Below are 25,768 nucleotides of genomic sequence, written 5' to 3'. Positions count from 1 at the left end.
ACTGGAGTCACCGTCCCCTCGCCTGGCGCTTCTCCAGCCGGGACGCGAGGTACCCGAGCGGGATGGTGACCAGGAGATACGTCACTCCCACGACCAGGATGGGCGTGGCGTTGGCAAAGGTGGAGGCCGTGTCGTTGCCGAACTTCGTCAGCTCGACGTACTCGCCGGAGACCCCCAGGAACAGCACCAGCGAGGAGTCCTTGAGCAGGGACACGAACTGGTTGGTCGTCGGCGGGATGACGATGCGCACGGCCTGCGGGATGACGATGCTGATCATGGCCCGGCTGTAGGACATGCCCAGCGAGCGGGCCGCCTCCATCTGCCCCTTGGGCACCGCCTGGAGCCCGGCGCGCAGCGTCTCGGCCATGTAGGCGGAGCCGACGATGGTCAGGCCCAGGATGCCCTGGCCGTAGGTACCGCCGGGCACCTCGAAGCCGGACAGCGCCAGCGGCAGGAACAGGATGAGCAGGAAGATCAGCAGGGCGGGCAGCCCTCGGAAGATCTCGATGTAGGTGACCGCGATCCACCGGTAGGGCCGCACCGACGACATCCGCATCAGCGCGAACAGCAGGCCGAGCAGGAAGGCGAAGAAGAAGCCACCGACCGAGTAGATGATCGTGTTCTTCAGCGCGACCGTGAACAGGTCCGGCAGCGTCTCGGCGGCGACGTCGAGCTTGGTGAAGTTCTCACCGAGCTTGGCCCACTCGATGCGCAGGACGAGAAAGACGGCCACCGCCACCAGCACCACGTACTGGAAGGCCCGGCTGATCTGCTGCCTCTTGCGAGGGCTGAGCCCGCTCCGGGTGGGGGCGCCACCGCCGGGAGCGGGCTCCGTCGTCGTTGACTGGTCGGTCATCGATTAACCGAGCTCGCCGGGCTTCTTACCGAACCACTTGACGAAGATCTGCTCGTAGGTGCCGTCGGACTTGGCGGCGGCGATGGAGTCGTTGATCGCCTTGAGCAGGACCGGGTCGGCGCCCTTCTTGAGGCCGATGCCGTACTGCTCACCGGTGTCAAGGCTGGCGATCAGCTCGAACTTCTCGGCGATCTCGGGCTTCTTCAGCCAGGTCAGGACGACCGGGAGGTCCTGGACGATCACGTCGACCTGGCCGGACTGCAGGCCGAGCAGCTCCTTGGGAGAGTCGGCGAACTCCTTGGGGTTGAGGCCCTTCTCCTTGACGTAGTCCAGGCCGGTGGTGGAGGCCTGGGCGCCGAGCTTGAGGCCCTTGGCCTTGACCTCGTCCAGGGTCTTCACGCCGGCGCCCTTCTTGGCCAGCAGGGCCTGCGTGGCGTCGAAGTAGGGCTCGGAGAAATCGATGTTGGCCTTGCGCTCGTCGGTGATCGTCATACCGGCGGCGGCCACGTCGCACTTGCCGGCGGCCATCGCCGCGCCGCTCTTGATGATGGCGAAGTCGATGTCGACGATCTCCTGCGTCAGGCCGAGCTTCTTGGCCGCCAGGTCGACGATGTCGACGTCGAAACCGACGACCTTGTTCCCCTCCTTGAACTGGAAGGGCTCGTAGGGCAGGTTGGTGCAGGTGGTCAGCTTGCCGGGAGTGATCACCTTCGCGCCGGAGGCGGCCGCCGGGGCGCTGGCCGAGGCACCGCCGCCCGGGCTCGCGGTGGTGGTCTCGCCACTCCCGCAGGCCGACAGGCCGAGCGCACCGGCGACGACCATGGCGCCTACCGAGAGTGCGCGTCGGGATACAAAACTCAGGCCCACGAAGGCCTCCTTACGGTCAATGTCACGTCTTGTATGGATACCTCAGTGCAGGTGATGCTGCATCACCTGCATAACCATGCAGATCACCACTACGACACAATTCGGACAACAACTGCAGTCGGAGCCCCCGGATTCAATACCCTGCCCCCTCGGCACCCCGACGGCGGGGCATCTGCCGGATCGTCGATGCCACGCGGGCGAGCCGTTGAACTTCGGGACTCATCTCGGTTACGTTGCCCGGTGTGCGCAACCCCCTAATCGCGTTGACCGGTGCGGTTCTCGCCGCCGCCGTGGTGGCCGGCTGCACCGGGACGGATCCGGGGAAATCCGCGGTCCCCAGGGCCGTCCCCTCCCCCACCCCGACCTACGAGCTCCCGCCCCGGCCGGTACGGCCCGGTGAGATCCCGGTCAGGGCCGCCCCGGTGACCGACGGCGAGACCCGGTTCCAGGTGATCGGCCTGCAGAAGGGCCTCGACGGCTTCTTCGGCAGCCACGCCGAGTGGCGGGCCAAGGGCCAGTACGTGGTCGTACGGGTCGTGGTGGAGAACCTCGCCCGCACCACCGCGCACTTCGACGCCAGGCTGCAGAGGCTCGTCGCCGCCGACGGCACCTCCCACGCGCCGAACAAGTTCGCGCAGGCCATCAAGCGCCAGCCCGAAACGCTCTCGCTCGGCGCCCAGGTCAGGGTGGAGATGGATCTCTGGTACGACATCCCCGAGGAGGCGAAGGTCTCGGCGATCCGGCTGTTCGGCGACCCGCCGCTGGGGGTGACCGGCGGCACCGACGGGGCGCAGGTGGCGTTGCCCTGAGCCCCCGTCCCGCCGGGCCGATCTCCGCCCCCGCCCGGAAACCGGACCCGGGCCCGGGCCCGCCGTGGGACGGGCCCGGCAGGGCGGGCCGCCGGACGGCGGGCCCGCCCCCGTCACACCGAGGGGGCCGTGGCGCGGATCAGCTCCGCTCCCCCGGGACGTCCCGCTCACCCGGAGCGGGCGCGGGAGCCGGGGCGGGAGCCGGTGTGGCACCCGTCCCGCCGGTGGGAGCGGCCGTGGGAGCGGCCGTCTCCCCGGCGGGGTCGGCCGACACGCCGCCGCCCAGGTAGGCGGCCTGCACGGCGGGGTCGTTGAGCAGCACGTCCGCGTCCGCGCTCTTGACCACCGAGCCCGTCTCCAGGACGTAGGCGCGGTGGGCCAGCTTCAGCGCCTGCTGGGCGTTCTGCTCCACCAGCAGCACCGTGGTGCCACGGCGGTTGATCTCCTCGATGATCGAGAAGATCTGCTGGACCATCAGCGGGGCCAGGCCCATCGACGGCTCGTCCAGCAGCAGCACCTTGGGCTTGGCCATCAGCGCGCGGCCGATGGCGAGCATCTGCTGCTCGCCTCCGGACATCGTGCCGCCCATCTGCGTCCTGCGCTCCGCCAGGCGGGGGAAGAGCTCGAACACCTCGGCCAGGTCCGCCGACAGGTCGCCCGAGCGCGTGTAGGCGCCCATGAGCAGGTTGTCGTACACCGTCATGCCGGGGAACACGCCCCGGCCCTCGGGCGCCTGCCCCAGACCCGCGATGACCCGCTTGTGGCCGGGCATCTTGCTGATGTCCTTGCCGTCGAAGATGACGCTTCCCGAGGTGAGACCGCGCAGGCCCGAGATCGTCTTCAGGGTCGTGGTCTTGCCGGCCCCGTTCGCCCCGATGAGCGTGACGATCTCGCCCTCGTTCACCTCGACCGAGATGCCCTTGAGCGCCTCGATCTTGCCGTAGTGGACATGGATGTCCTTGACCTCAAGAAGCATCGGCGGGAGCTCCCAAATACGCCTCGACGACCCGGGGGTCGGTCCGCACCTCGTCCGGCAGGCCATCGGCGATCTTCTGGCCGAAGTCCAGCACCGCGATGCGGTCGCTGATGCCCATGATGAGGCTCATGTCGTGCTCGATGATCAGAATCGTCCGGCCGGCGTCGCGGATGTCCCGGATCAGCTGCTGCAGGGCCACCTTCTCCGCCGGGTTCATACCGGCGGCGGGCTCGTCCAGCAGCAGCAGCTTCGGGTTCGTCGCCAGCGCCCTGGCGATCTCCAGACGGCGCTGGTCACCGTAGGGCAGGTTCTTGGCGTGCTCGTCCGCGCGGTGCGAGATGCCCACGAAGTCGAGCAGTTCCATCGCCAGCCTGTGCCCGTCCCGCTCGGCCTTGCGGTGCCAGGGAAGCCCCAGCGCCACGCTGACCATGCCGGCCCTGTGGTGCGCGTCCGCGCCCACCATGACGTTCTCGATGGCCGTCATGTTGTGGAACAGCCGGATGTTCTGGAACGTCCGGGCGATGCCGCGCTTTGTGATCTTGAAGCGCTTGACGCCGCTGATCCGCTCACCCAGGAAGCGGACCTCGCCCTCGGTCGGCTGGTAGACGCCGGTCACCACGTTGAAGACCGTGGTCTTGCCCGCGCCGTTCGGGCCGATCAGGGCGAAGATCTCGCCTTCCTTGATGGTCAGGTTCACGTCGCGCAGCGCCGTGACGCCGCCGAACCGCATGACGAGGCTCTTCAGCTCCAGCATGTCGCGGCCGGGACGCACCGGCGACGGGGACGATTCCGTCCCGGTCGGCTCTGCGGTCGTACCGCCGGGGTTGACGTCGGCGCTCATTTGGAAGCCACCTCCTCACCGTGCGACTCGGGCCCGGGAACCTCGGCTCCGAGCGTACCCATCCCGCCCGTCCCCTCTTTCAGCTCCGCCTTGCGCTGGCGCGACGGGAGCAGACCCTCCGGACGGAAGATCATCAGGGCCACCAGCACCGCACCGAAGATCAGCATGCGGTACTCCTGCAGACCTCGGAAGCGCTCGGGCAGCCAGGCCACCACGAACGCGCCCAGCATGACACCGGGCAGGTTCCCGGCGCCGCCCATGACCACCGCGGCCAGGATCGTCGCCGAGAGCAGGAACTGGAAGTCGTTCGGGTTGATCGAGATGGCCTTGGCCGCCCAGAGCACGCCCATCGCGCCGCCGATGGAGGCGCCGATGGCGAAGGCGAGCATCTTGAAGCGGAACGTCGGCACGCCCATGACCTCGGCCGCGTCCTCGTCCTCGCGGATCGCCGCCCAGGCGCGCCCGACCCGGCTCTTCTCCCACCGCTTCACCAGGATGATCACGATGACTGCCAGCGCGACCAGCAGGTAGTAGTAGGGCCGAGGGTCCAGCACCCCGTACTTGAAGGGATCGACCCCGAACACCTCGGAGAAGTTGATCCCGAACAGCTGGAAGTCCTCGACGCTCGGCGGGTGCGGGATGCCGCGGACGCCGTTCGGGCCGCCGATCTCGTCGGTGTTGCGGGCCGTGATGCGGATGATCTCACCGAAGCCCAGCGTGACGATGGCCAGGTAGTCACCGCGCAGCCGCAGCGTCGGGGCGCCCAGCGTGATGCCCGACAGGGCACAGATGCCGATGCCGACCAGCAGGATGATCCAGAAGTTCCATCCCAGCCGGGTGCCGATCAGCGCCATGGCGTAGCCGCCGACCGCGTAGAACGCGACGAAGCCCAGGTCGAGCAGGCCGGCCTGGCCGACCACCACGTTCAGGCCGATCGCCAGGACGACGTACGTCCCGATCGGGAAGAACAGGATGCTCGCCCAGTCGGTGTAGGGCGACATGACGGGTGCGAGGCTCTCCGAGGGCAGCAGCAGCGCCCCGATGATCAGAGCCACGTACAGGATCCAACGTTGCCAGCCGGGCGTCTTCAGCCAGCGTTCGTGCATGGTGTCACCGAAGGTGCCGAGACCGCTGCGGAGGCCCGTCGGGAGTTTCTTCTGGTTCATGCGCGCGCCTGCTGGAGTGATTCACCGAGGATTCCGGTGGGGCGGAACATCAGGACCAAGACGAGGATGCTGAAGGAGATCACATGCTTCCAGTCGGAGCCGAAGAAGATCGCCCCGTAGTTCTCCACCAGCCCGAGGGTGATTCCACCGACCAGGGCTCCCCGCAGGTTGCCGATGCCACCCAGGACCGCCGCGGTGAACGCCTTGATACCGAAGAGGAATCCGATGTAGTAGTTCGTGTTCTCGTACGAGATCAGGTAGAGCGCGCCCGCCACACCGGCCATGGCGCCACCCACGAGGAAGGTCATCCGGACGATCCTGTTGATGTCCACGCCCATCAGGACGGCGGCCTCGGGGTTCTGCGCGGTGGCGCGGATGCCTCGGCCGATCTTCGTCCGGTTCACCAGGGCGTCCAGCGCGATCATCATGCCGATCGCGGCCACGATGACGAACACCTGGTCCACCCGGACCGGGTAGCCGAAGACCGAGAACAGCTCGCTCCGCTCCATGATGCGGGGCAGGCCCATCTGGATCCGGCCCTGCTCGGGACGGTTGAACACGCTGGGGATCACCAGGAGCGCGAAGAGCTCCTGGAGGAAGATCGAGGCACCGATCGCGGAGATCAGCGCCGCCAGCCGGGACGCGCCGCGCTTGCGCAGCGGCCGGTAGGCGATGCGCTCCAGGGCGATCGCGGTGCCCGCCGAGGCGAGCATGCCGGCCAGGATCATCGCCACGATCAGGCCGACCAGCGCGATGCCGGTCAGTGGCGAGTTGATGCCGAACACGAACGGCACGAACATCGCGCCGAAGGTGCCGATCATGAAAACTTCGGAGTGCGCGAAGTTGATCAACCTGAGCACGCCGTACACCATGGTGTAGCCGAGCGCGATCAGGGCATAGATCGAGCCGAAGGCCAGGCCGTCGATCGTCGCCGGCCAGAACTGATTGATGAAGTCATTGAGCACTAGGGTTACCACTTCTAGCGGGGGTCGCCTGCACTGTCCGGGTAGGACGACACCTCCTGCAGGACCTCGTGGATCCTGCCGAAAGTACGACGGGAGCGGGAACGCACGCGGCGTTCCCGCTCCCGGCGCGTCGACTACCTACTCTTCTTAGCGCGTCGGACTACCCCACCTTGGCCTCGGCGGACTTGCCCAGAAGGCCGATGACGCCGTCCTTGACCTGGTAGATGTAGATGTCCTTGGCCGAGACCTCACCGTTGGCCTCGAACTTGACCTGCTTGGAAACCCCGCTGAAGTCCACCGTGGCGATGAACTCGTTGATCTTCTCGGGGGTGACCGCACCGGCCTTGACCGCGTTGACGTAGACCGTGCCCGCGTCGTAGCCCTCGGCCGCGTAGATCGCCGGGTCGGCGCTGTAGGCGGCCTTGTAGGCCTCGGCGAAGGACTTGACCTTCTCGTCGGTCACGTCGGGGGTGGCGATGTAGCACGGGCAGCCGACCAGGGCGCCCTCGGCGTTCGCGGCACCGGCGCCGTCGATCAGGCCCTTGTCCAGCGAGCCGTCGCCGGAGAGGAACCTGGTGTCCTTGACGCCCTTGTCGCGGAGCTGCTTGAGCAGGTTGCCGCCCGCGGCGTAGTAGCCGCCGAAGAAGACCGCGTCGGGCTTGGCCGCCGCGACCTTGTTGACGACCGAGGAGAAGTCGCTCTCGGCCGGGTCGAGCGAGTCGTTGGTGACCTTCACGCCCTTCTCGCCGAGGGTCTTGCGGACCGCGTCGGCCAGGGGCTTGCCGTACTCGGACTTGTCGTCGATGACGAAGACGTTCTTCGCGGCGACGCCGGCGGCGATGAACTCGCCGATGCCGGGGCCCTGGATGCTGTCGCTCGGCAGCACCCGGTGCCAGAACTTCCAGCCGTTCGTCGACAGAGCGGCGTTGGTGGCCGAGGGCGAGATGCTCGGCAGCTTCGCCTCTTCCAGCACCGGCGCCACCTGGGCGGACTCACCGGAGAAGGCGGGGCCGACCATCGCGACGATCTTGTCGGTCTTGATGGCCTGCTGGGCCAGGGCGACGGCCTTGGAGGGGTCTCCCTGGCTGTCGTACTCGACCAGCTCGATCTTCGTGGCCGGGTTGGTCTTGTTGTACTCGTCAATGGCGAGCTTCGCGCCGTTCCGCGGGGGAATGACGATACCGGCGTTGGCACCGGTCAGGTCACCCATGAAGCCGATCTTGACGGTACCAGGGGCGGCAGCACTGGAGCCGCCCTCGGCCGGCGTGGTCCCCGCACCACTGTCACTCCCACCGCAGGCAGCGAGACCGAGGGTGAGCGCCACACTGGCGGCAAGCACTCCACCGAGGCGTGCAGTCTTAGGCCGCAAGGTTGCCTTCCTTTCGCCCGGCCCTTCGTCGGGCCCGGGTTCACAGATGCCCTCCCTGGCGGGTGGCCAGGGGTTGTGTCGGTTAGTACAACCAGCGGATGTCACGGGTCGATACAGTACGGCCCGCCGTTACCGCTTCGTTACAGCACCGATCCTTTTCGGCTATCAGATGCAAAAGCCGTGGTCACTGGCAACCTTACGGCCACCTGGAGATCACCTTGAGCACCGGGAACCCCATGTCACACCCCCGGTACCGCGTCACGCGCGTCCCCCGACGGCCTCTCCGGGCACGTCACGGCCGCTCTCGCCCACCCCAACCGAAAAGGGCCGGAAAGACCGAAAAGCTCGGTCAGGCGTCCGGGGACCCCGCACCGGGCCCCGCGCCCCCCGGCACGGCCGCGCCCGGCCCGCCCGCCGCCGTCCCCGGTCCGGCCGCCGTGCCGGACCCTCCTCCCGCCGTGCCGGCCCCTCCCGCCGGGGCCGGTCCGGCCCCCGCCGCGCCGGATCCGCTCCCCGCGTCCTGCCCGGTCTCCCCCGCGGGCGCTGCGCCCGTGCCGGCGTCCGATACCACGATCTGCGCCACCTGCTTCATGCTCAGCCGGCGGTCCATCGAGGCCTTCTGGATCCACCGGAAGGCCTGCGGCTCGCTCCAGCCGTGCCGCTCCATCAGCAGGCCCTTGGCCCGCTCGACCAGCTTGCGCGTCTCCAGGCGCTCGGAGAGGGTCCCCACCTCGCGCTCCAGCGCGGCCATCTCCTGGTGCCTGCTGACCGCCATCTCGATCGCCGGCACCAGGTCGGACTTGGTGAACGGCTTCACCAGGTACGCCATCGCGCCGGCGTCCCTGGCCCGCTCGACCAGGTCGCGCTGCGAGAAGGCGGTGAGGATCAGGCAGGGGGCGACCCGCTGCGACACGATCCGCTCGGCCGCGGAGATCCCGTCCAGGATGGGCATCTTCACATCCAGGATCACCAGATCCGGCCGGTGCTCCAGCGCCAGCGTGACCGCCGACTCCCCGTCACCGGCCTCCGCGACGACCGCATACCCCTCCTCCTCCAGCATCTCCTTGAGGTCGAGGCGGATCAGAGCCTCGTCTTCCGCGATCACCACTCGCCGCTGCGTACTCACGAGCAAGAGAGTACCGACGTCCGCTAGATTGGGACCACGCCGGTACCGGTCAAGGGATCGTCATCGGCTAGGCTGCACGGCAAGCGTTTTGGATAAATTCGGACACGTTCGAATTCCTGCCCCGGTACCCCAATTGGCATGAGGGAGCGGATTCAAAACCCGTACAGTGTGGGTTCGAGTCCCACCCGGGGCACATGTCGACCGCCCGGCTTCCCAGCCGGGCGGTTTTGTCGTTCCCGGAGATGAACGGCACCGGCCCTCGCGCGGGCGGGGACGGCGGCGACGGCCCCGCGGCGAGTAGGTTGCCAGCAGGGCCGGGGGTCCCCGGAAGGCGCCGTAACGGGAGGTGGCTGCGTGGAGGTCGTCGAGGACGGCCGGGAGGAGCGGGACGGACGCACGCCGGAGGACGGGCAGGACCCGTACCGGAGCCGGACGCGCCTTCCGGAGCGGGTGAGGCTGAGCGGGCACGGGGTGGTGCTGCGCGAGTGGGACGACGACGACCTCGACGCGATGGTGAGGCTGTTCGACGATCCCGAGGTGGCCTACTGGACGCCGCTGGTCTCGCCGTTCGACCCGCAGGCGGCACGGACCTACCTGGAGCGGTCCCGGCAGCGGCGGGCGGCCGGGGAACGCGTGCAGCTGGCGATCACCGTCGACGGGGGCGAGCCCGCCGGCGAGGTGCTGCTGATGCTGAGCGGGCTGGGCCTGGACGTGGCCGAGATCGGCTACAGCCTGGGGGCCGCCTGGCGCGGGCGCGGGCTGGCGTCGGCGGCGGTCCGGCTGATGACGGAGTTCGCCCGCGAGACGGTCGGGGTGGCGCGGCTGCTGCTGGAGATCGAGGACGGCAACACCGCGAGCGTGGCGGTGGCCCGCGCGGCCGGGTACCGCCTGACGGACGCCCCGCCGGTGCCCACCGAGGAGAAGGGACGGCCGGTGGCATTACGGACATGGGAGTACGAGGGATCCGGTCCGCGCCCATAGGGGACACGCATGGGGCGGGCGGGAGTTACGGAACGTCCCGGGAACGCGCGATGAACGAACCCTGTCTTTAATCTTGATTACGGTTGATCTCGACTCGGTTCGACGGATATGCATGAATGTCATTGTTTCCACGGAAAGGGAAGCGTTCGTGTAGTGATCCGGCGCCCCATGTCCGCGGAGCATGCCCGTTTCCTGCGGAAAGTGAGATCCGTGTGACGTCCTCGCCTGGCCCGTCCCCGAGCACCGCCCAGCTTTCCGAGGCCAAGCGAGCACTACTGGAGAAACGGTTGCGCCGCCGCGCGCCCGATCCGGCGTTCACGATTCCCCGCCGGGAACCGGGCCGGGCGGCACCGCTCTCGTTCGGGCAGGAGCGGCTGTGGTTCATGGACCGGTTCGCCCCGGGCACCGCCGCGTACACGATCCCGATGACGCTGCGGCTGAGGGGCCGGCTGGACGTCGCGGCGCTGGAGCGGGCGGTCGCGAGGGTGGTCGCCCGGCACGAGAGCCTGCGGACCCTCTTCCCTTCCGACGAGGACGGGCGCCCGTCGGCGGTGGTCCAGGAGCGGGTGGAGGTCCCGCTGGAGCGGGCCCGGGCGGCCGACGTGACGACGGCGCTGCGCCTGGTGAGCGACGCGGCGGCGATACCGTTCGACCTGGCGCGGGGGCCGCTGCTGCGGGTGCTGCTGGTACGGGTGGGCGAGGGCGGCACCGGGGACATCGGGGACGCAGACGGCGCGGCGGACGCCGGGGACGCCGGGGACGCCGGGGACGCCGGGGACGCAGACGGTGCCGAGGGGGGTGCCGAGGAGCACGTGCTGCTGGTGGCCCTGCACCACATCTGCGGTGACGGCTGGTCCGCCGACATCCTGGCCGAGGAGCTGGGAGCCTGCTACGCGGGGGCGGAACCGGACGGGCCCGCCCTGCAGTACGGCGACTACGCGCTCTGGCAGCGGGAGCGGCCGGCCTCGGAGGCGAGCCTGTCGTACTGGCGGTCGCGGCTGGCCGGGGTGGCGCCGCTGGAGCTTCCGCTGGACGGGCGGCGGCGTGGCGAGCAGACGTTCGCGGGCGCCTCGAAGGGTTTCTCGCTGAGCGCCGGGCTGACGGAACGGCTGGCGCGGCTGGCACGGGAGTCCGACGCGACGCTGTACATGGTGCTGCTCGCGGCCTACCAGGTGCTGCTGGGCCGCTACGCGCGCCAGGAGGACTTCGCGGTCGGCTCCCCGGTGGGCGGGCGGCCCCGCAAGGAGCTGGAGAGCGTGATCGGCATGTTCGTGAACGTGCTGGCCATGCGGGCCGACCTGTCGGGGGACCCGACGTTCTCACAGCTGCTGGCGCGGGTCAGGCGGACCACCCTGGAGGCGTACGAGCACCAGGAGCTGCCGTTCGAGCAGCTGGTCGGGGAGCTGGGCGTGGAGCGGGACGTGAGCCGCTCGCCGGTGTTCCAGACGGTCTTCGCGCTGCAGAGCTACGGCAGCAGGAAGGGGACGCGCTGGCCGGGGCTGGAGGTGGAGCCGTTCGAGTTCGAGGCCAGGGCGACGCGCTTCGACCTGGAGCTGTTCCTGACCGAGCAGCCGGGCGGGATGGGCGGTCTGTTCGTCTACAACCGCGACCTGTTCGACGCGGCCACGGTGGAGGGGATGGTCGCGCAGCTGGGGACGCTGCTGGAGGCGGCGGTGGCCGCCCCCGGGGCGCGGATCTCGGAGCTGGAGCTGCTGTCGGCCACCGAGCGCGAGCGGGTGCTGGCGTGCGCGGCAGGCCCGGGTGAGCCGTACCGGGACGGGGCGACGCTGGGCGGGATGTTCGAGGCGCAGGTGGCGCGGACGCCCGGGGCGGTGGCGGTGGAGTTCGAGGGCGAGCGCCTGACGTACGCGGGGCTGGAGACGCGGGCCAACCGGCTGGCGCACCGGCTGCGGGAGCTGGGGGTGCGGCGCGGCTCGCTGGTGGCGGTGTGCGCCGAGCGGTCGGTCGAGCTGGTGGTGGCGCTGCTGGGCGTGGTCAAGGCGGGCGGGGCGTACGTGCCGCTGGACCCGGACTACCCGCCGGAGCGGCTGGCGTTCATGCTGGCCGACGCGGACGTTCCGGTGCTGCTGGCGCAGCGGGCGGTGCTGGAGACGCTTCCCGGACTGCGGGACGGCACGGCGGCCGGCACGGGCCCGCAGAACGGCACGAGCACGGGCGGCGCGGGGAACGGCACGGACAGCGGCACGAGCACGGGGAACGGCGCGGGGGCCGGCCGGGTGGTGACGGTGGTGCTGGACGATCCGCTGGACGGGCCCGGCACGCCGGTGGAGCCCTCGGCGACCTCGGCGGACGCGGCGTACATGATCTACACCTCGGGGTCGACGGGACGGCCCAAGGGGGTGCCCAACTCGCACGCGGGCATCCGCAACCGGCTGGGCTGGATGCAGGAGGTCTACCGGCTGACCGGTGACGACGTGGTGCTGCAGAAGACCCCGGCGGGGTTCGACGTGTCGGTGTGGGAGTTCTTCTGGCCGCTGGTGACCGGCGCGCGGCTGGTGCTGGCCCGTCCCGGCGGGCACCGGGACGCGGCGTACCTGCGTGACCTGATCGTGCACCGGGGGGTGACGACGACGCACTTCGTGCCCTCGATGCTGGCGGCGTTCCTGGAGGAGGAGGGCGTCGAGGCGTGCGGGTCGTCGCTGCGGCGGGTGGTGTGCAGCGGCGAGGAGCTGGCCCCGCACGTGGCCGCGCGGTTCTTCGACCGATTACCGGGCGCGGAACTGCACAACCTGTACGGGCCGACGGAGGCGGCGATCGACGTGAGCCTGTGGCGGTGCCGCCCGGGTGAGGACAGGATCCCGATCGGGCATCCGGTGCGGAACACGTCCCTGTACGTGCTGGACGGGCACCTGCGCCCGGTGCCGTTCGGGGTGCCCGGGGAGCTGCACATCGGCGGGGTGCAGGTGGCGATGGGCTACCACGCCCGGCCCGGCCTGACCGCGGAACGGTTCGTGCCCGACCCGTTCGGCGAGGCCGGGGCGCGGCTGTACCGGACCGGCGACCTGGCGCGGCTGCGCCGTGACGGTGCCGTCGAGTTCCTGGGACGGATCGACCACCAGGTGAAGATCCGGGGGCAGCGGATCGAGCCGGGCGAGATCGAGGCGGCGCTGCGCGGGCTGCCCGGGGTGCGCGAGGCGGTGGTCACGGTACGCCAGGACGGCGCGCCGGACGACCGGCGGCTGGTGGCGTACGTGGTCCCGGAGGGCGGCGCGGCGGGCACGGGGAACGGGACGTCGGACGGCGCGGAGGGCGGGGCGGGCGCGGCGACGGACGGGGCGGAGCTGCGGCGGGCGCTGAAACTGACGCTGCCCGAGCACATGGTGCCCTCGGCGTTCGTGGTGCTGGACGCGCTGCCGCTGAGCCCGAACGGCAAGCTGGACCGCGGCGCGCTGCCCGCGCCTGGCCGTCCCGTCGAGCCGGCCGGGGCCGGGGCCGAGCCGCGGACGCCGGTGGAGCGGGCGATCGCCGACATCTGGCGGGAGCTGCTGGGGGTGGAGTCGGTCGGCGCCGACGGTGACTTCTTCGAGCTGGGGGGTCACTCGCTGGTCGCGATCCAGGCGGTGGCGCGGATGCGCAAGGCGCTGCCGGTGACCGGGGGCCGGGCGGTCGGGGTGATGGACCTGTTCAAGCACCCGACGGTGCGCGAACTGGCCGCGCTGGTGGAGCGGCCCGCGGGCCCGTCGGGGCCGCGGAGCCTGCTGTACGAGCTGACCGCGCCGGGGCCGCGCCTGATGACGTACGTGTGCGTGCCCTACGGCGGCGGCAGCCCGCTGATCTTCCAGCCGCTGGCCGACGCGCTGCCGGACGGGTGCGCGCTGCACGCGCTGGCCTTCCCCGGGCACGACCCGGGGCTGCCGGACGAGGAGACGCGGCCGTTCGAGGAGGTCGCGGACCTGTGCGTGGAGGAGATCCTGTCGCAGGTGGAGGGCCCGCTGGCGCTGTACGGGCACTGCGGCATCGGCGGGGCGCTGGTGGTGGAGGTGGCGCGCCGGCTGGAGGCGCGGGGCCGCGCGCTGGAGGCGGTGTACATCGGGGCGATCTTCCCGTTCGCCCGGCCCCGGGGACGGATCGCGGGGCCGCTGGCGCGGCTGACCCGCTACGACCGGCTGCGCGGCGACCGGGTGTACGAGAACCGGATGAAGTCCATGGGGACCGACATCTCCGGGCTGGACGACGAGCAGATCCGGTTCATGGTGCGCAACCAGCGGCGGGACACGCTGATCGCGGAGGAGATCTTCACCAAGGCGCTGGCGGAGCAGGTGGAGCGGCTGCGGGCACCGGTGATCTCGGTGGTGGGCGAGCAGGACCCGACGACCGACTACTACATGGAGCGTTACCGCGAGTGGCACTTCCTGAGCGACACCGCGGCGCTGGTGATCCTGGATGAAGCAGGACACTATTTCCTGAAATATCGGGCGGCTGAGCTGTCGGAGATCCTCACCAACACGCACATCGCCATCGGGTACGAGGCCGCGCACACCCTGGACCGGGCCTCCCGGGGCCCGGGGGCGGGATGGTGGGTCGAGGAGGTCTCGGTCCGCTCCCCGGAGACGGAGTCCCCGGAGACGGGGTCCCCGGGGACGGAACCCGGACGGGCCGATCCGGCACCCCCACCGCCGACACCGGCGACCGGCACGGCCGTACCCGTGAAACCGTCGCCGGTGACGACGACGGCGCCCGCGCGGACGGCGAGGAGCGCCCCCGCGCGCACGGCTCCCGCGCGCACGGCCGGGAAGGCGCCTCCGCCCAGCCTGCGGCGGTTCCTGATCGTGGCGGCGTTCCAGCTCGTGTCGATGGTGGGCACCGCGATCACCGACTTCGCGATCCCGGTGTGGATCTACCTGACCACCGGCTCGCTGGTGGACTTCGCCCTGTTCGTGGCCCTGTCCATCATGCCGGGCGTGCTGATCGCGCCGCTGGCCGGAGCCGTGGTGGACCGGTCGAGCCGGCGCGCCATGATGATCCTCGGCAACTGCATGGCCGGGGGCACCCAGCTGGTCCTGGGCGCGCTGTTCTGGACGGGCGCGCTGGAGATCTGGCACATCTACCCGCTGACGGCGTGCCTGTCGATCGCCCTGATCTTCCAGCGGCTGGGCTTCACCACGGCGCTCCCCCAGCTGGTCCCCAAGGAGTACATGGGGCACGCGGCCGGGGTGGTCCAGATGGTGATCGGAACCGCACAGTTCGCGGCGCCGCTGCTGGCGGTGGCGCTGCTCTCCTCGATCGGCCTGGGCGGCATCCTCGTGATCGACGTGGCGAGCTTCGCACTGGTGCTGGGCGCCCTGCTGCTGATCCGCTTCCCGGACACGATGGCGCACTCCCCCAGGGAGCCGCTCTCCAAGGAGATCGCGCAGGGCCTGCGGATGTCGATCGGCAACCGCCACCTGCGGGCGGCGATGATCTACTTCGCCACGCTCAACGTGATGCTCGCCGCGCTGCTGCTGTCGATCACGCCGCTGGTGCTGTCGTTCTCCACGCTGACGGTCGCCGGTCAGATCTCCTTCGTCGGCGGCCTGGGCGGGGCGCTGGGCGGCCTGGTGATCGCGCTGTGGGGCGGGCCGCGACGACGGCGGATGCGCGGGGTGCTGCTGGCGACGCTGGCGCTCTCGGTGTTCGCGGTGATCACCGGGTTGCACCCGTCCCCCCTGGTGGTGGGGATCGGCGCGTTCGGCCTGTGGGGCTGTCTGTCGATCGTCAACGGGACCTTCCTGACGATCATCCACACCAAGGTGCCGCAGCGCTTCCACGGCCGGGTGCAGTCGCTCAACCAGATGGTGTCGTGGTCGACGCTGCCGATCGGCATGGCGGTGGTGGCGCCGATGGGCGAGCGGCTGCTCAACCCGCTGCTGATGCCCGAGGGGGCGCTGGCGCCGACGGTGGGCTCGGTGATCGGGGTCGGCCCCGGCCGCGGGGTCGCGCTGATGTACATCCTGCTGGGCCTGGGCATCGCGGTGCACGTGCTGATCTCGATGCGCACCCGGGTGCTGTCCACGTTCGACGACGAGATGCCCGACGCCCAGCCGGACGACCTGGTGGGCGCGCAGATCCTGCGCGAGCGGGCGGGCAACCGGGTGAGCGTGTCGTGGACCGCGCCGGCGTTCGCCAAGGCGATCACCATGCCGCTGCCGCCCGAGCGGGCGCGGGCGCTGCTGCGCGTGCCGTTCCCGGACGTGGAGGTGCGCCGGGTGACGCTGCGGACCGGCGGCGAGATCAGCGCGGTGTACGAGGTCGGGTGCGCCGACCGGGACCTGATCGTGAAGATCTACCCGAACGTGCTGGCGGCCCGGCTGCACAAGGAGGTGCGCGTCTACGAGCTGCTGCGCGGCAGCGGCGCCCGGTGCCCCGAGGTGGTGCACTGGGACGACTCGCGGCGCGAGCTGCCGCACCCGTACTCGGTGATGACGAAGGTGGCGGGACGGCCGCTGTCGGAGGTCTCCGCCGGGCTGTCGGGCGAGGAGATCGCGCCGCTGTACCGGGAGATGGGGCGGACACTGCGGGCGATCCACGGGGTGCGCGTGGAGGGCTTCGGTCCGATGGAGGGGCCCCAGGAGCCCTCCAACGACGCCTACCTGGGCGCGCGGCTGGAGACGCTGCTGGCGCAGTTCGTCGACTTCGGCGGGGACCCCGCGCTGCACGCGGAGCTGACCGGCCGGATCGCCCGCGACCGCCACCTGCTGGCGCGCTGCACCGTCCCGGTGCTGTGCCACAACGACTTCCACGAGCGCAACGTGATGGTCGAGACGCGGGACGGCGCGCTGCGGATGACCGGTGTGATCGACATGGAGAACGCGCTGGGCGGCGACCCGCTGATGGACCTGGCGCGCACCGAGTACTTCGCGGTCAGGGGCGACGCGGAGCGGCGGCGGCACCTGCTGGAGGGCTACGGCGACCTGCCGGACGACCAGGCCGAGCGCCTGGCCTTCTACCTGCTCTGCCACGCCCTGGAGCAGTGGCACTGGCTGGCCACCCTGGGCGAGACGGCCGCCCTGCCCGCGATCGCCGACCAGCTCCGCGAATGCCTGAAGGAGAAAGTTTGATGGACGTCTTCCCCGCCTCGTTCGCCCAGGAGCGGATCTGGTTCCTGCACGAGCTCATGCCGGAGCTGGCGGTCTACAACATCGCCTGGTCCTCGCAGCTGGCCGCCCTGTGGCCGGTGGATCCGGAGCTGCTGGAGCGGGCGCTGGCGAGGCTGGCCGGCCGGCACGAGTCGCTGCGGACCGCGTTCGAGCTGCGCGACGAGCAGGTCGTGCAGACGATCGCGGACCGGGTGCCGGTCACGCTGGAAAGGACCGACCTGTCGCACCTGGCGCCCGAGGCGGCCAGGGCGGAGTTCGAGCGGATCGCGGCCGAGGACGCGCGGCGGCCCTTCCGGCTGGAGACCGCGCCGCTCTGGCGGGCACGGCTGGTGACGCTGGGCGGCGGCGAGTGGCGGCTGGTGGCGATCATGCATCACACGGTCTTCGACGCCTGGTCGTCCGGCGTGTTCTCGCGGGAGCTGAGCGAGACCTACCTCGCGCTGCGCGAGGGCCGCGAGCCCGTGCTGCCCGAGCTGCCGATCCAGTACGCCGACTACGCGGCCTGGCAGCGCGACCGGCTGGGCGGCGGCGAGCTCGACGCCGACCTGGCCTACTGGAAGGAGCGGCTGCGCGGCAGCGTCCCGCTGGAGCTGCCGGGTGACCGGCCGCGCCCGGCGCAGCTGAGCTACCTGGGCGACGTGCTGGACTTCACGGTGCCCGAGGAGCTGTCGGAGCGGGTGGGCGCGCTGGCCAGGGCGCGGGGCACGACCCCGTTCATGGTGCTGCTGACGGCGTTCTCGGCGCTGCTGGCGCGCTGGAGCGGGCGGACGGACGTCGTGGTGGGCTGCCCGGTCGCCGGTCGAGAGCTGCCCGAGCTGGACGGCCTGATCGGCATGTTCGTCAACACGCTGCCGCTCCGGACCGACCTGGGGGGCGACCCCTCGTTCGCCGAGGCGCTGGACCGGGTCCGCACGACCGTGCTGGAGGCGTTCGACCACCAGAACGTGCCGTTCGCCAAGCTGGTGGAGGCCGTGGACCCGCCGCGCGACCCCGGCAGGACGCCGCTGTTCCAGGCGGGGTTCAACCAGGTCGCGGTGGACGGGCGCGGCCGGTTCGGCAACGGCACCTCCCAGACCGACCTCACGATGGAGCTGCACAACCCCGAGGGCTCCCTGGAGGGCTGGGTCGAGTACAGCACGGACCTGTACGACGAGGCGACCGTCCGCCGCCTGGTGTCGGGGTTCCTGACGCTGCTCGGCGCGGCCGTGGCCGACCCGGAGACGCCGCTGTCCCGGCTGCCGCTGATGGACGGCGCGGAGCGGGCCCGGGTGCTGTCGTCCTGGCACGGCCCCGCGGCCTCCTACCCCGAGCGCTGCCTGCACGAGCTGATCGCCGAGCGGGCCGGGCGGGCGCCGGACGCGACGGCGGTGGTCTGGGACGAGGGCGAGCTGACCTACGGGGAGCTGGAACGGCGGGCGGGTGTGCTGGCCCGGAGGCTGCGCGAGCGCGGCGTGCGGGCCGAGACCCCGGTCGCGGTCTGCCTGCCGCGCGGCGTGGAGCTGATCGTGGCGCTGCTCGCGGTGCTCAAGGCGGGCGGCGCGTACGTGCCGCTGGACCCGGACTACCCGGCGGACCGGCTCTCGTTCATGCTCTCCGACTCGGGTACCCCGCTGCTGCTGACCCGCTCGACGACGGTGGAGCGGCTGCCGCCGGACCATCCCCCGGCGATCCTGCTGGACACGCTGCCGGTGAACGGCGGGCCCGTCCTGGAGCCGGAGCCGCTCTCCCCGGACGCGCCCGCGTACGTGATCTACACGTCGGGGTCGACGGGACGGCCCAAGGGCGTGGTGGTGCCGCACCGGGGGGTGGTGAACCTGGTCACCGGGTTCGGTTTCACCGAGCGGGAGCGGATGCTGCTGCTGACCTCGCTCTCGTTCGACATCGCGGCGCTGGAGATCTTCGGGCCGCTGACGGCGGGGGGCGCGGTGGTGCTCGCTCCCCCGTACGGCAACGGCGCCCTGGGCGAGCTGGTGGCGCGGGCGGGGGTGACGACGGTGCAGGCGCCGCCGTCGGTGCTGGAGGAGATCACCGAGCGGCTGCCGGCCGGGCTGCCGCGGGTGTTCAGCGGCGGGGAACCGCTTTCGGTGGCGCTCGCCACGCGGATCCACCGGGTCGCCGGTGAGCTGTGGAACCTCTACGGGCCCACCGAGACGACGATCTGGTCGCTGGCGCACCGGGTGCCGCGGGACGCGGGATCGATGTCGATCGGCGTGCCGGTCGCGGGCACCACGGCGTACGTGCTGGACGGGCACATGGAGCCGGTGCCGGTCGGGGTGGCCGGGGAGCTGTTCCTGGGGGGCGACGGGGTGACCCGCGGCTACCGGGGACGGCCGGAGCTGACCGCGGAGCGCTTCGTCCCCGACCCCTTCTCGGGCACGCCCGGGGGGCGGCTGTACCGGACCGGCGACCTGGTGCGGCGGTCGGCCGGCGGCACCCTGGAGTTCCTGGGACGCGCCGACGACCAGGTGAAGGTGCGGGGCGTGCGGATCGAGCTGGGCGAGGTGGAGGCGGCGCTGGCGGCCTGCCCGGGGGTGCGCCGGGTGGTCGCCGCGGTCCGCGACGACGCCCCCGGCGGCCGGGCGCTGGTGGCGTACGTGGACATGGACCCCGGCACCGACGCGACCGGCGCGGACGGCGCGGACGGCGACGGCGGGGAAGGGGTGCCTTCCGGGCGGCTGCGGGCGTTCCTGGCGTCGCGACTGCCCGCCACGATGGTGCCGAGCGTCTTCGTGCCGCTGGGGCGGGTGCCCCGGCTGCCCAACGGCAAGCTCGACCGCTCCGCGCTGCCCTCCCCGGCCGCGGGCGGCGCGCCGGACGCGACGGCGCCGCCCGCCGCCCCGGGCACGGCGAGCGAGGAGCTGGTGCACGAGATCTGGTGCGAGGTGCTGGGCAGGAACGGCTTCGGCGTCGACGACGACTTCTTCGAGGTGGGCGGTCACTCGCTGCTCGGCACCAAGGTGATCGCCAGGATCTGCTCGGCGGTGGGCGTGGACCTGCCGCTCAACGCCCTGTTCGACACGCGCACGGTCCGCCGTCTCGCCCTGGTGGTGGAGGAGGTGCTGGCCGCGGAGATCGACCGGTTGACCGACGAGGAGGCCGAGCGGATCGCCGGTGACTACGACCGGGATGACAGCGTGATGAACTGACGACCGAAATAAGGATTTAGGACATTTGCTGTTGGTCAGCGCGCCATTACGTCACGTGATGCCGGGTCACCGTGGTTCGCGACAGAGGGAAGTGGACGGTCACCTTCCGTCTAACCGATCACGGTGACCTGCGGTGATTCCGGGCGGTCAACCCCCTTTGCGATCTTGGGGGACAGCCGAAACCGGCATTCCGACACAGGTTTAACTTTCAACCCTTGACTGCCCAGTGACGTAAACATTAGGAATGATCTGGCTTGAGACTTGTGAATACTTGACAGGGCAAAAACCCTGTTTGGGGCAATGGGGGGTGGATGCTCGAAGCGACGCGGGAGGACTCGTCGTCCGCATCGGTGACCGGGGGGCCGTTCACCATGCCTGAGGCGCCGGCGGCTCCCGCTCCCGCCTCCTGGACGACCGGCCCGGCGCACACCGCTCCGGAGGCGCTCCTGTGCGACCTCATCGCCGCCCAGGCAGCACGGACACCGTTCGCGCCCGCGGTCCGGCAGTGGGAGACTCGTCTGACCTACCGCGGCCTGATGGACGCGGCCACCGCCCTTGCGCTGCGGTTACGCGCCCTGGGCGTGGGGCCGGAGGACCGGGTGGGGCTCTGCTCCGCGCGCACTTCGACGATGCCCGTCGCCGCCCTCGGCATCATGCTCGCCGGTGGCGCGTACGTCCCGCTGGACCCGGCGCACCCGCGGCGGCGGCTGGACGAGGTGCTCGACGACGCCGGCATCACGGTGGTGGTGACCGACCGGCGCGGCCGTGGGCTGCTCGACGGCTCCGGGCGCGTCCTGGTGGAGCCGGAAATCGATACGGCCTCCCAAACCGTGTCCGAAATTACCGCCGATACCCCCGCCGGGGCCTCGGCCGTCACAACCGTCGCACCCCTGACCGGCACCACCGCCGTCACCGCGTCCGAAAACGGTGATACGACATCCGGAACCGGCGACACGACCGGAATCGGGGCCACCGGTGACGCGATCACCGCGGCCGCGCTCGCCGGCACCGGCGCCGCGCCCCGGCCCGGGAACGCCGCCTACGTGCTGTACACCTCCGGATCGACCGGCCGCCCCAAGGGAGTGGTCGTGAACCACTCCTCGGCGGTCGCCTTCGTCACCGCCTCGGCGGCCCACTTCGACCTGGACGGCACCTGCCGGTCGATCGCCTTCTCCGCGCTCGGCTTCGACGTCTCGGTGCTGGACATGTTCACCCCGCTGGCCTCCGGCGGGTGCGTGCAGCTGGTGCCGGACGAGGACAGGACCGACCCGGCCCGCCTGCAGCGCTTCCTGGAGGCTCACGACGTCACCTGGGGGTTCATCCCCCCGGCGCTGCTGCCGCTGGTCGACCCGGCCGGGCTGCCGCACCTGCGCGACCTGGTCACCGCGGGCGAGCCGCCCGGCCCGGAGCAGGTGGAGCGCTGGTCGGCGCGGACCCGTTTCCACAACTGGTACGGCCCCACCGAGACGACCGTGTGCGTCGTCGGCACCGAGCTGTCGGGCACCTGGGAGCGGTCGCTGCCGATCGGGTTCCCGCTGCGCGGCTGCCGGGCGCACATCCTGGACGAGGACATGCGCGAGTGTCCCGTCGGCGTCCCGGGCGAGCTGTACATCGGCGGCCCGCAGGTCAGCCGCGGCTACCTGGGCCTGCCCGGCATGACGGCCGGGCGGTTCGTGCCCGACCCGTTCTCGGCGACGCCCGGGGCGCGGCTCTACCGCACCGGCGACCACGTGGCCTGGCAGCCCGACGGCCGGATCGCCTTCATGGGGCGGCTGGACCGGCAGGTGAAGATCCAGGGACAGCGGGTCGAGATCGGCGAGGTCGAGTCGGTCGTCCGCGCCCATCCCGGGGTGAAGCAGGCGGTGGTCGACGCCCCCGGCGAGCTGGTGGCCTACGTCGCGCCGCTGGACGCGCCCGGACAGGCCGAGCTGCGCGAGCACTGCGCGCGGCGGCTGCCGGTGTACATGCTGCCCACCCGGGTGGTGCGCGTCCCGGTCCTGCCGCTGAACTCCTCCGGCAAGGTCGACCTCGCCGCCCTGCGGGCCCTGTCCGGGGACACCCCCGGCATCCCCGACGCCCCTGACAGCCCTGACTCCCCCGGCTCCCCCGCCGCGGCCCCCGGCCTGGCGGGCATCTGGGCGCGGGTGCTGGACGCCCCGGCCCCCCGCCCCGACGACGACTTCTTCGAGCGCGGCGGGCACTCGCTGCGGGCGATGCGGCTGGTGTCGGCCGTCCGCGCCGAGCTCGGCCGGGACATCTCGGTCGAGGACGTCTACGCGGCCCGTACCTACGGCGCCCTGTCGTCCGGCCTGGAGCAGGCTCCCCCGTGCGGCACCGGGGACGCCCTCGCCGGCGCGTTCGGCGCGTCCGGCACCCCGGGCGCGGCCGGTGGCGAGGGGCCGTCGCTCTCGCCCGCGCAGCGGCGCATGTGGTTCGTCGAGCGGCTCGCCCCCGAGACGCCCGCGCACAACATCGCGATGGCCGAACGGGTCCGCGGCCCGCTCGACCACGACGCGCTCCGGCGTGCCCTGGAGGCCGTGGTGACCCGGCACGAGGCGTTGCGCTGGCGCATCCCCTCCCGCGACGGCGCGCCGTACGTCACGGTCGCCCCCGCCGGCGAGGTGCCGCTCCCGCTCGACGACCTCTCGGCGGCCCCCGACCCCGAGGCCGCCCTGCGGGCGCTGCTGCAGGACGAGGCCCGGACGCGCTTCGACCTGGAGAACGGTCCGCTGCTGCGGGCCCGGCTGGTGCGGCTGGCCGGCGACGACCACGTGCTCGCGGTGACCGTGCACCACGTCGTCTTCGACGGCTGGTCGCAGGACGTCTTCTACCGCGACCTGAGCGCCGCCTACCGGGGCGACGGGCCGGGACCGGCCGGCGCGTCGCTCGGGGACTACGTGGCCTGGTCCAGGGAGCGCTCGAACGGCGGGGCCGTCGACTGGTGGCGCGAGCACCTGCGGGACGCCCCCATGGTCCTCGACCTGCCCAGGGACGCCCCCCGCCCTCCGGTGCAGACCTTTTTTGGAGCGCTCCTAACAGCGGAGCTTGACGCATCCGTCGGAGGCCGTGTCAGGGAGCTGGCGCTGCGGATGGGGGTCACCCCGTACCCGGTGCTGCTGGCCGCGTTCGCCGAGCTGCTGTCCCGGCTGTCCGGGCAGGACGACCTGGTGGTCGGCGCCCCGTACGCCGACCGGGGGCACGTGGCGTTCGAGTCGCTGGTCGGCATGTGCGTGCGGGTGCTGCCGCTGCGGCTGCGCCAGGACGCCGAGTCCTCCTTCGAGGAGCACGTGGCCCGCTGCCGGGACGAGCTGGCCGAGGTCGTCGCGCACGGCGAGGTGCCGCTGGAGCGCGTCGTGGACGCGCTGCGCGTCCCGCGCGACCTGGGCCGCAACCCGGTGACGCAGGTCATGTTCAACATGTACAACTTCGCCGAGCCCAAGCTCGACCTGCCCGGGTGTGAGACCGAGGCGCTGGCGGCCGGGCTGCCGGGCGCGTTGTTCGACCTGACGATGTACGTCAGCGAGCACGGCGACGGGTACGCGCTGCAGCTCGTCTACAACCCCGACCTGTTCTCTGCCGCCAGGATGGAGTCCCTGCTGGCCTCCTACCGGCGCCTGCTGGCCGGCCTGCTGGAGCGTCCCGGCGAGGCGGCGCGCCGGGTCCGGCTGTCCGAGCCGGAGCCGCCCGCCGCGCTGCCGGTCTGGGACGGGCCCGGGCCGCTGGAGACCCTGCATCCGCGCGTCGTGGTGGAGGGCGCGGGCCGGAGCCTGGGTCACGAGGAGCTGACCGCGCTGCGCCGCCGCACGACCGCTGCGCTGCGCACGGCCGGGGTCGAGCCCGGCCGGGCGGTCGCGGTGCTCGGGGCACGGGTGCCCGAGCTTCCGGGCCTGCTGCTGGGGGTGCTGGCCGCCGGGGCCCGCTGGGTGATCCTCGACCCGGCCCACCCGGAGCCGGTGCTGGCCCGCCAGGCCGCCGCCGCCGGGGCCGTGGCCGTGCTGCGCTGCCCGGGGACGCCTCCCCTGCCCGGACTGCCGGAGATCACCCTGCCGGAGACCGTGCCCGCGGAGGACGCCCCGGCGCAGGCCGTTCCGGCGGAGGCCGCTTCAGAGGACGCCTCGGCGGGGACGGGGCGTGGTTACCTCTCGCTCACCTCCGGGACCACCGGCGACCCGAAGCCGGTGCTGACCGGCGAGGGCCCGCTGGCCCACTTCGTCGCCTGGTACGCCGACACCTTCGAGGTGACCCCCGACGACCGGTTCGCCCTGCTCTCGGGCCTGGCGCACGACCCGGCGCTGCGCGACCTGTTCGTGCCGCTGGCGACCGGCGCCCGGCTGTGCATGCCCGAGCAGGACCTGCTGCGCGACCCCGCCCGGCTGGCCGGATGGCTGCGCGAGCACCGCGTCGGCGTCCTGCACCTGACCCCGCAGCTGGCCAGGATGCTCTGCGGGACCGGCGCGGTGCTGCCCGACGTCCGGCTCGTCGCGACCGGCGGCGACCGCCTCACCCACGCCGACGCCGCGCGGCTGCGCCGGCTGGCCCCGTCCGCCCGGCTGGTCGCCTTCTACGGCACCACCGAGACCCCGCAGGCGCACGCCTGGTACGAGATCCCGCACCGGGTGCGCGAGAGCGCCGAGCCCGTCCCGGCCGGGCGCGGCATCGAGGGCAGCGAGCTGGTCGTCCTCGACTCCCGTGGCGCCCGCGCCGGGGTTGGCGAGCTCGGCGAGGTGGTGGTGCGCAGCGCCAACCTGGCGACCGGCTACCTCGACGCCGAGCTGACCCGGCTCCGCTTCACCGGGGACTCCTTCGCCACCGGCGACCTCGGCCGGCTCAACCCCGACGGGACGGTGACGATCGCCGGACGGCGCGACGACCAGGTCAAGGTCCGCGGCTTCCGGGTGGAGCCGGGCGAGGTCGAGGCCGCGCTGACCGCCCATCCCGAGGTCCGCGCCGCCGTCGCGGTGGCCGACCGGGGCGAGGGGCGCGAGACCGTGCTGCACGCCTACGCGGTGCCCCGCAGGCCCGGCCTGGCCCCGCAGCGGCTGCTGGAGCACCTGCGCTCGGTGCTGCCCGAGCACGCGGTGCCCGCCGAGGTGATCGTGGTGCCCGCGCTGCCGCTGACCCCCAACGGCAAGGTCGACCGCACCGCGCTGCGCCGCCCCGCCCCCCGCCAGGACGACGGGGCGGGCGGGGAGGTGTCGGGCCCGACCGAGCGGGCCGTGGCCGAGGTGTGGCGGGCCGTGCTCGGCGTCCCGCGGGTCGGCGCCGCCGACAACTTCTTCGAGATCGGCGGTCACTCGCTGGCCATCGCCGCGGTCCAGGCCCGCCTGGGCACGGCGCTGGGCAGGGAGATCCCGATCGTCGACCTGTTCCGCCATCCGACCATCCGCGCGCTCGCCGCGCACCTGGACGGTGGAGGCCCCACCCCCGGCCTCGACCGCGCCGCCCGGCGGCTCGCCGTGCGACGAGACCGCCTCAAGGACCGCTCACGGAAACCGAGCTGAAACCCCTGCCGCCTCCGAGACCGGGTCCGGGCCGACGACCGATCGGCCCGGAGTCCCGGACCACGACG

Annotated in this window: 12 protein-coding genes, 1 tRNA gene and 1 pseudogene; 6 read left to right on the top strand and 8 right to left on the bottom strand. The window is 71.9% G+C overall.

What is annotated here, in order from left to right:
• Window positions 1–7: 7 nt before the first annotated feature.
• Window positions 8–856, bottom strand: coding sequence for an amino acid ABC transporter permease (locus ACZ6RT_RS14150; protein ID WP_399192012.1), 849 nt, complete (start codon window positions 854–856; stop codon window positions 8–10).
• Between the two features lie 3 nt (window positions 857–859).
• Entirely contained in the window at window positions 860–1,678 is an 819-nt protein-coding gene (locus ACZ6RT_RS14145; RefSeq protein ID WP_399192014.1) for an ABC transporter substrate-binding protein, read from the bottom strand.
• 287 nt (window positions 1,679–1,965) lie between these two features.
• Between ACZ6RT_RS14145 and ACZ6RT_RS14140 the strand changes: the two genes are divergently transcribed.
• Window positions 1,966–2,532 carry a DUF4352 domain-containing protein gene (locus ACZ6RT_RS14140; protein ID WP_399192016.1) on the top strand — a complete coding sequence of 189 codons (567 nt, stop codon included), beginning with the start codon at window positions 1,966–1,968 and terminating at the stop codon, window positions 2,530–2,532.
• Window positions 2,533–2,671: 139 nt separating this feature from the next.
• On the opposite strand, the gene ACZ6RT_RS14135 is transcribed toward ACZ6RT_RS14140, so the two are convergent.
• From ACZ6RT_RS14135 to ACZ6RT_RS14110, 6 genes and pseudogenes are all read right to left on the bottom strand, one after another.
• Window positions 2,672–3,508: an ABC transporter ATP-binding protein gene (locus ACZ6RT_RS14135; RefSeq protein ID WP_470153758.1), complete on the bottom strand. Its 837-nt coding sequence runs from the start codon at window positions 3,506–3,508 to the stop codon at window positions 2,672–2,674.
• A complete protein-coding gene (locus tag ACZ6RT_RS14130; RefSeq protein WP_399192018.1) occupies window positions 3,498–4,349 on the bottom strand; it encodes an ABC transporter ATP-binding protein in 852 nt (283 codons plus the stop codon). The genes ACZ6RT_RS14135 and ACZ6RT_RS14130 overlap by 11 nt, the downstream gene beginning before the upstream one ends.
• Window positions 4,346–5,515: a branched-chain amino acid ABC transporter permease gene (locus ACZ6RT_RS14125; RefSeq protein ID WP_399192020.1), complete on the bottom strand. Its 1,170-nt coding sequence runs from the start codon at window positions 5,513–5,515 to the stop codon at window positions 4,346–4,348. The genes ACZ6RT_RS14130 and ACZ6RT_RS14125 overlap by 4 nt, the downstream gene beginning before the upstream one ends.
• Window positions 5,512–6,480 (bottom strand): branched-chain amino acid ABC transporter permease, encoded by a 969-nt coding sequence (locus ACZ6RT_RS14120; RefSeq protein WP_399192022.1) that lies wholly within the window; start codon window positions 6,478–6,480, stop codon window positions 5,512–5,514. Before ACZ6RT_RS14120 ends, ACZ6RT_RS14125 begins: the two co-directional genes overlap by 4 nt.
• Window positions 6,481–6,640: 160 nt before the next feature.
• Window positions 6,641–7,804 carry a branched-chain amino acid ABC transporter substrate-binding protein gene (locus ACZ6RT_RS14115; RefSeq protein WP_470153822.1) on the bottom strand — a complete coding sequence of 388 codons (1,164 nt, stop codon included), beginning with the start codon at window positions 7,802–7,804 and terminating at the stop codon, window positions 6,641–6,643.
• 598 nt (window positions 7,805–8,402) lie between these two features.
• Window positions 8,403–8,957: pseudogene (locus ACZ6RT_RS14110) on the bottom strand (ANTAR domain-containing response regulator); the annotation flags it as partial.
• A gap of 136 nt (window positions 8,958–9,093) precedes the next feature.
• Here ACZ6RT_RS14110 and ACZ6RT_RS14105 point away from each other — a divergent pair.
• From ACZ6RT_RS14105 to ACZ6RT_RS14085, 5 genes are all read left to right on the top strand, one after another.
• Window positions 9,094–9,168: transfer RNA gene (locus ACZ6RT_RS14105), tRNA-Leu, on the top strand.
• Window positions 9,169–9,329: 161 nt separating this feature from the next.
• The gene (locus ACZ6RT_RS14100) at window positions 9,330–9,956 is read left to right on the top strand and encodes a GNAT family N-acetyltransferase (RefSeq protein WP_470153756.1); all 627 of its coding nucleotides are present in this window, start codon (window positions 9,330–9,332) and stop codon (window positions 9,954–9,956) included.
• 212 nt (window positions 9,957–10,168) lie between these two features.
• Window positions 10,169–17,014, top strand: a complete 6,846-nt coding sequence (locus tag ACZ6RT_RS14095; RefSeq protein ID WP_470153754.1) for an amino acid adenylation domain-containing protein — start codon at window positions 10,169–10,171, stop codon at window positions 17,012–17,014.
• Window positions 17,014–20,199, top strand: coding sequence for a non-ribosomal peptide synthetase (locus tag ACZ6RT_RS14090; RefSeq protein WP_470153752.1), 3,186 nt, complete (start codon window positions 17,014–17,016; stop codon window positions 20,197–20,199). Before ACZ6RT_RS14095 ends, ACZ6RT_RS14090 begins: the two co-directional genes overlap by 1 nt.
• A gap of 311 nt (window positions 20,200–20,510) precedes the next feature.
• The gene (locus tag ACZ6RT_RS14085; RefSeq protein WP_470153750.1) at window positions 20,511–25,700 is read left to right on the top strand and encodes an amino acid adenylation domain-containing protein; all 5,190 of its coding nucleotides are present in this window, start codon (window positions 20,511–20,513) and stop codon (window positions 25,698–25,700) included.
• Window positions 25,701–25,768: the final 68 nt, after the last annotated feature.

It is taken from the genome of Streptosporangium sp. NPDC050148 (assembly GCF_055586505.1).
Note: the sequence above shows the minus strand (reverse complement) of the source record. Positions and strands in the feature narration are given on the sequence as shown.

What these genes read in the sequence shown, in the direction of transcription:
- ACZ6RT_RS14150 (WP_399192012.1), bottom strand. Translation starts at nt 856, where the DNA reads ATGACCGACCAGTCAACGACGACGGAGCCCGCTCCCGGCGGTGGCGCC.
- ACZ6RT_RS14145 (WP_399192014.1), bottom strand. Translation starts at nt 1,678, where the DNA reads ATGGTCGTCGCCGGTGCGCTCGGCCTGTCGGCCTGCGGGAGTGGCGAG.
- ACZ6RT_RS14135 (WP_470153758.1), bottom strand. Translation starts at nt 3,508, where the DNA reads ATGCTTCTTGAGGTCAAGGACATCCATGTCCACTACGGCAAGATCGAG.
- ACZ6RT_RS14130 (WP_399192018.1), bottom strand. Translation starts at nt 4,349, where the DNA reads ATGAGCGCCGACGTCAACCCCGGCGGTACGACCGCAGAGCCGACCGGG.
- ACZ6RT_RS14125 (WP_399192020.1), bottom strand. Translation starts at nt 5,515, where the DNA reads ATGAACCAGAAGAAACTCCCGACGGGCCTCCGCAGCGGTCTCGGCACC.
- ACZ6RT_RS14090 (WP_470153752.1), top strand. Translation starts at nt 17,014, where the DNA reads ATGGACGTCTTCCCCGCCTCGTTCGCCCAGGAGCGGATCTGGTTCCTG.
- ACZ6RT_RS14085 (WP_470153750.1), top strand. Translation starts at nt 20,511, where the DNA reads ATGCTCGAAGCGACGCGGGAGGACTCGTCGTCCGCATCGGTGACCGGG.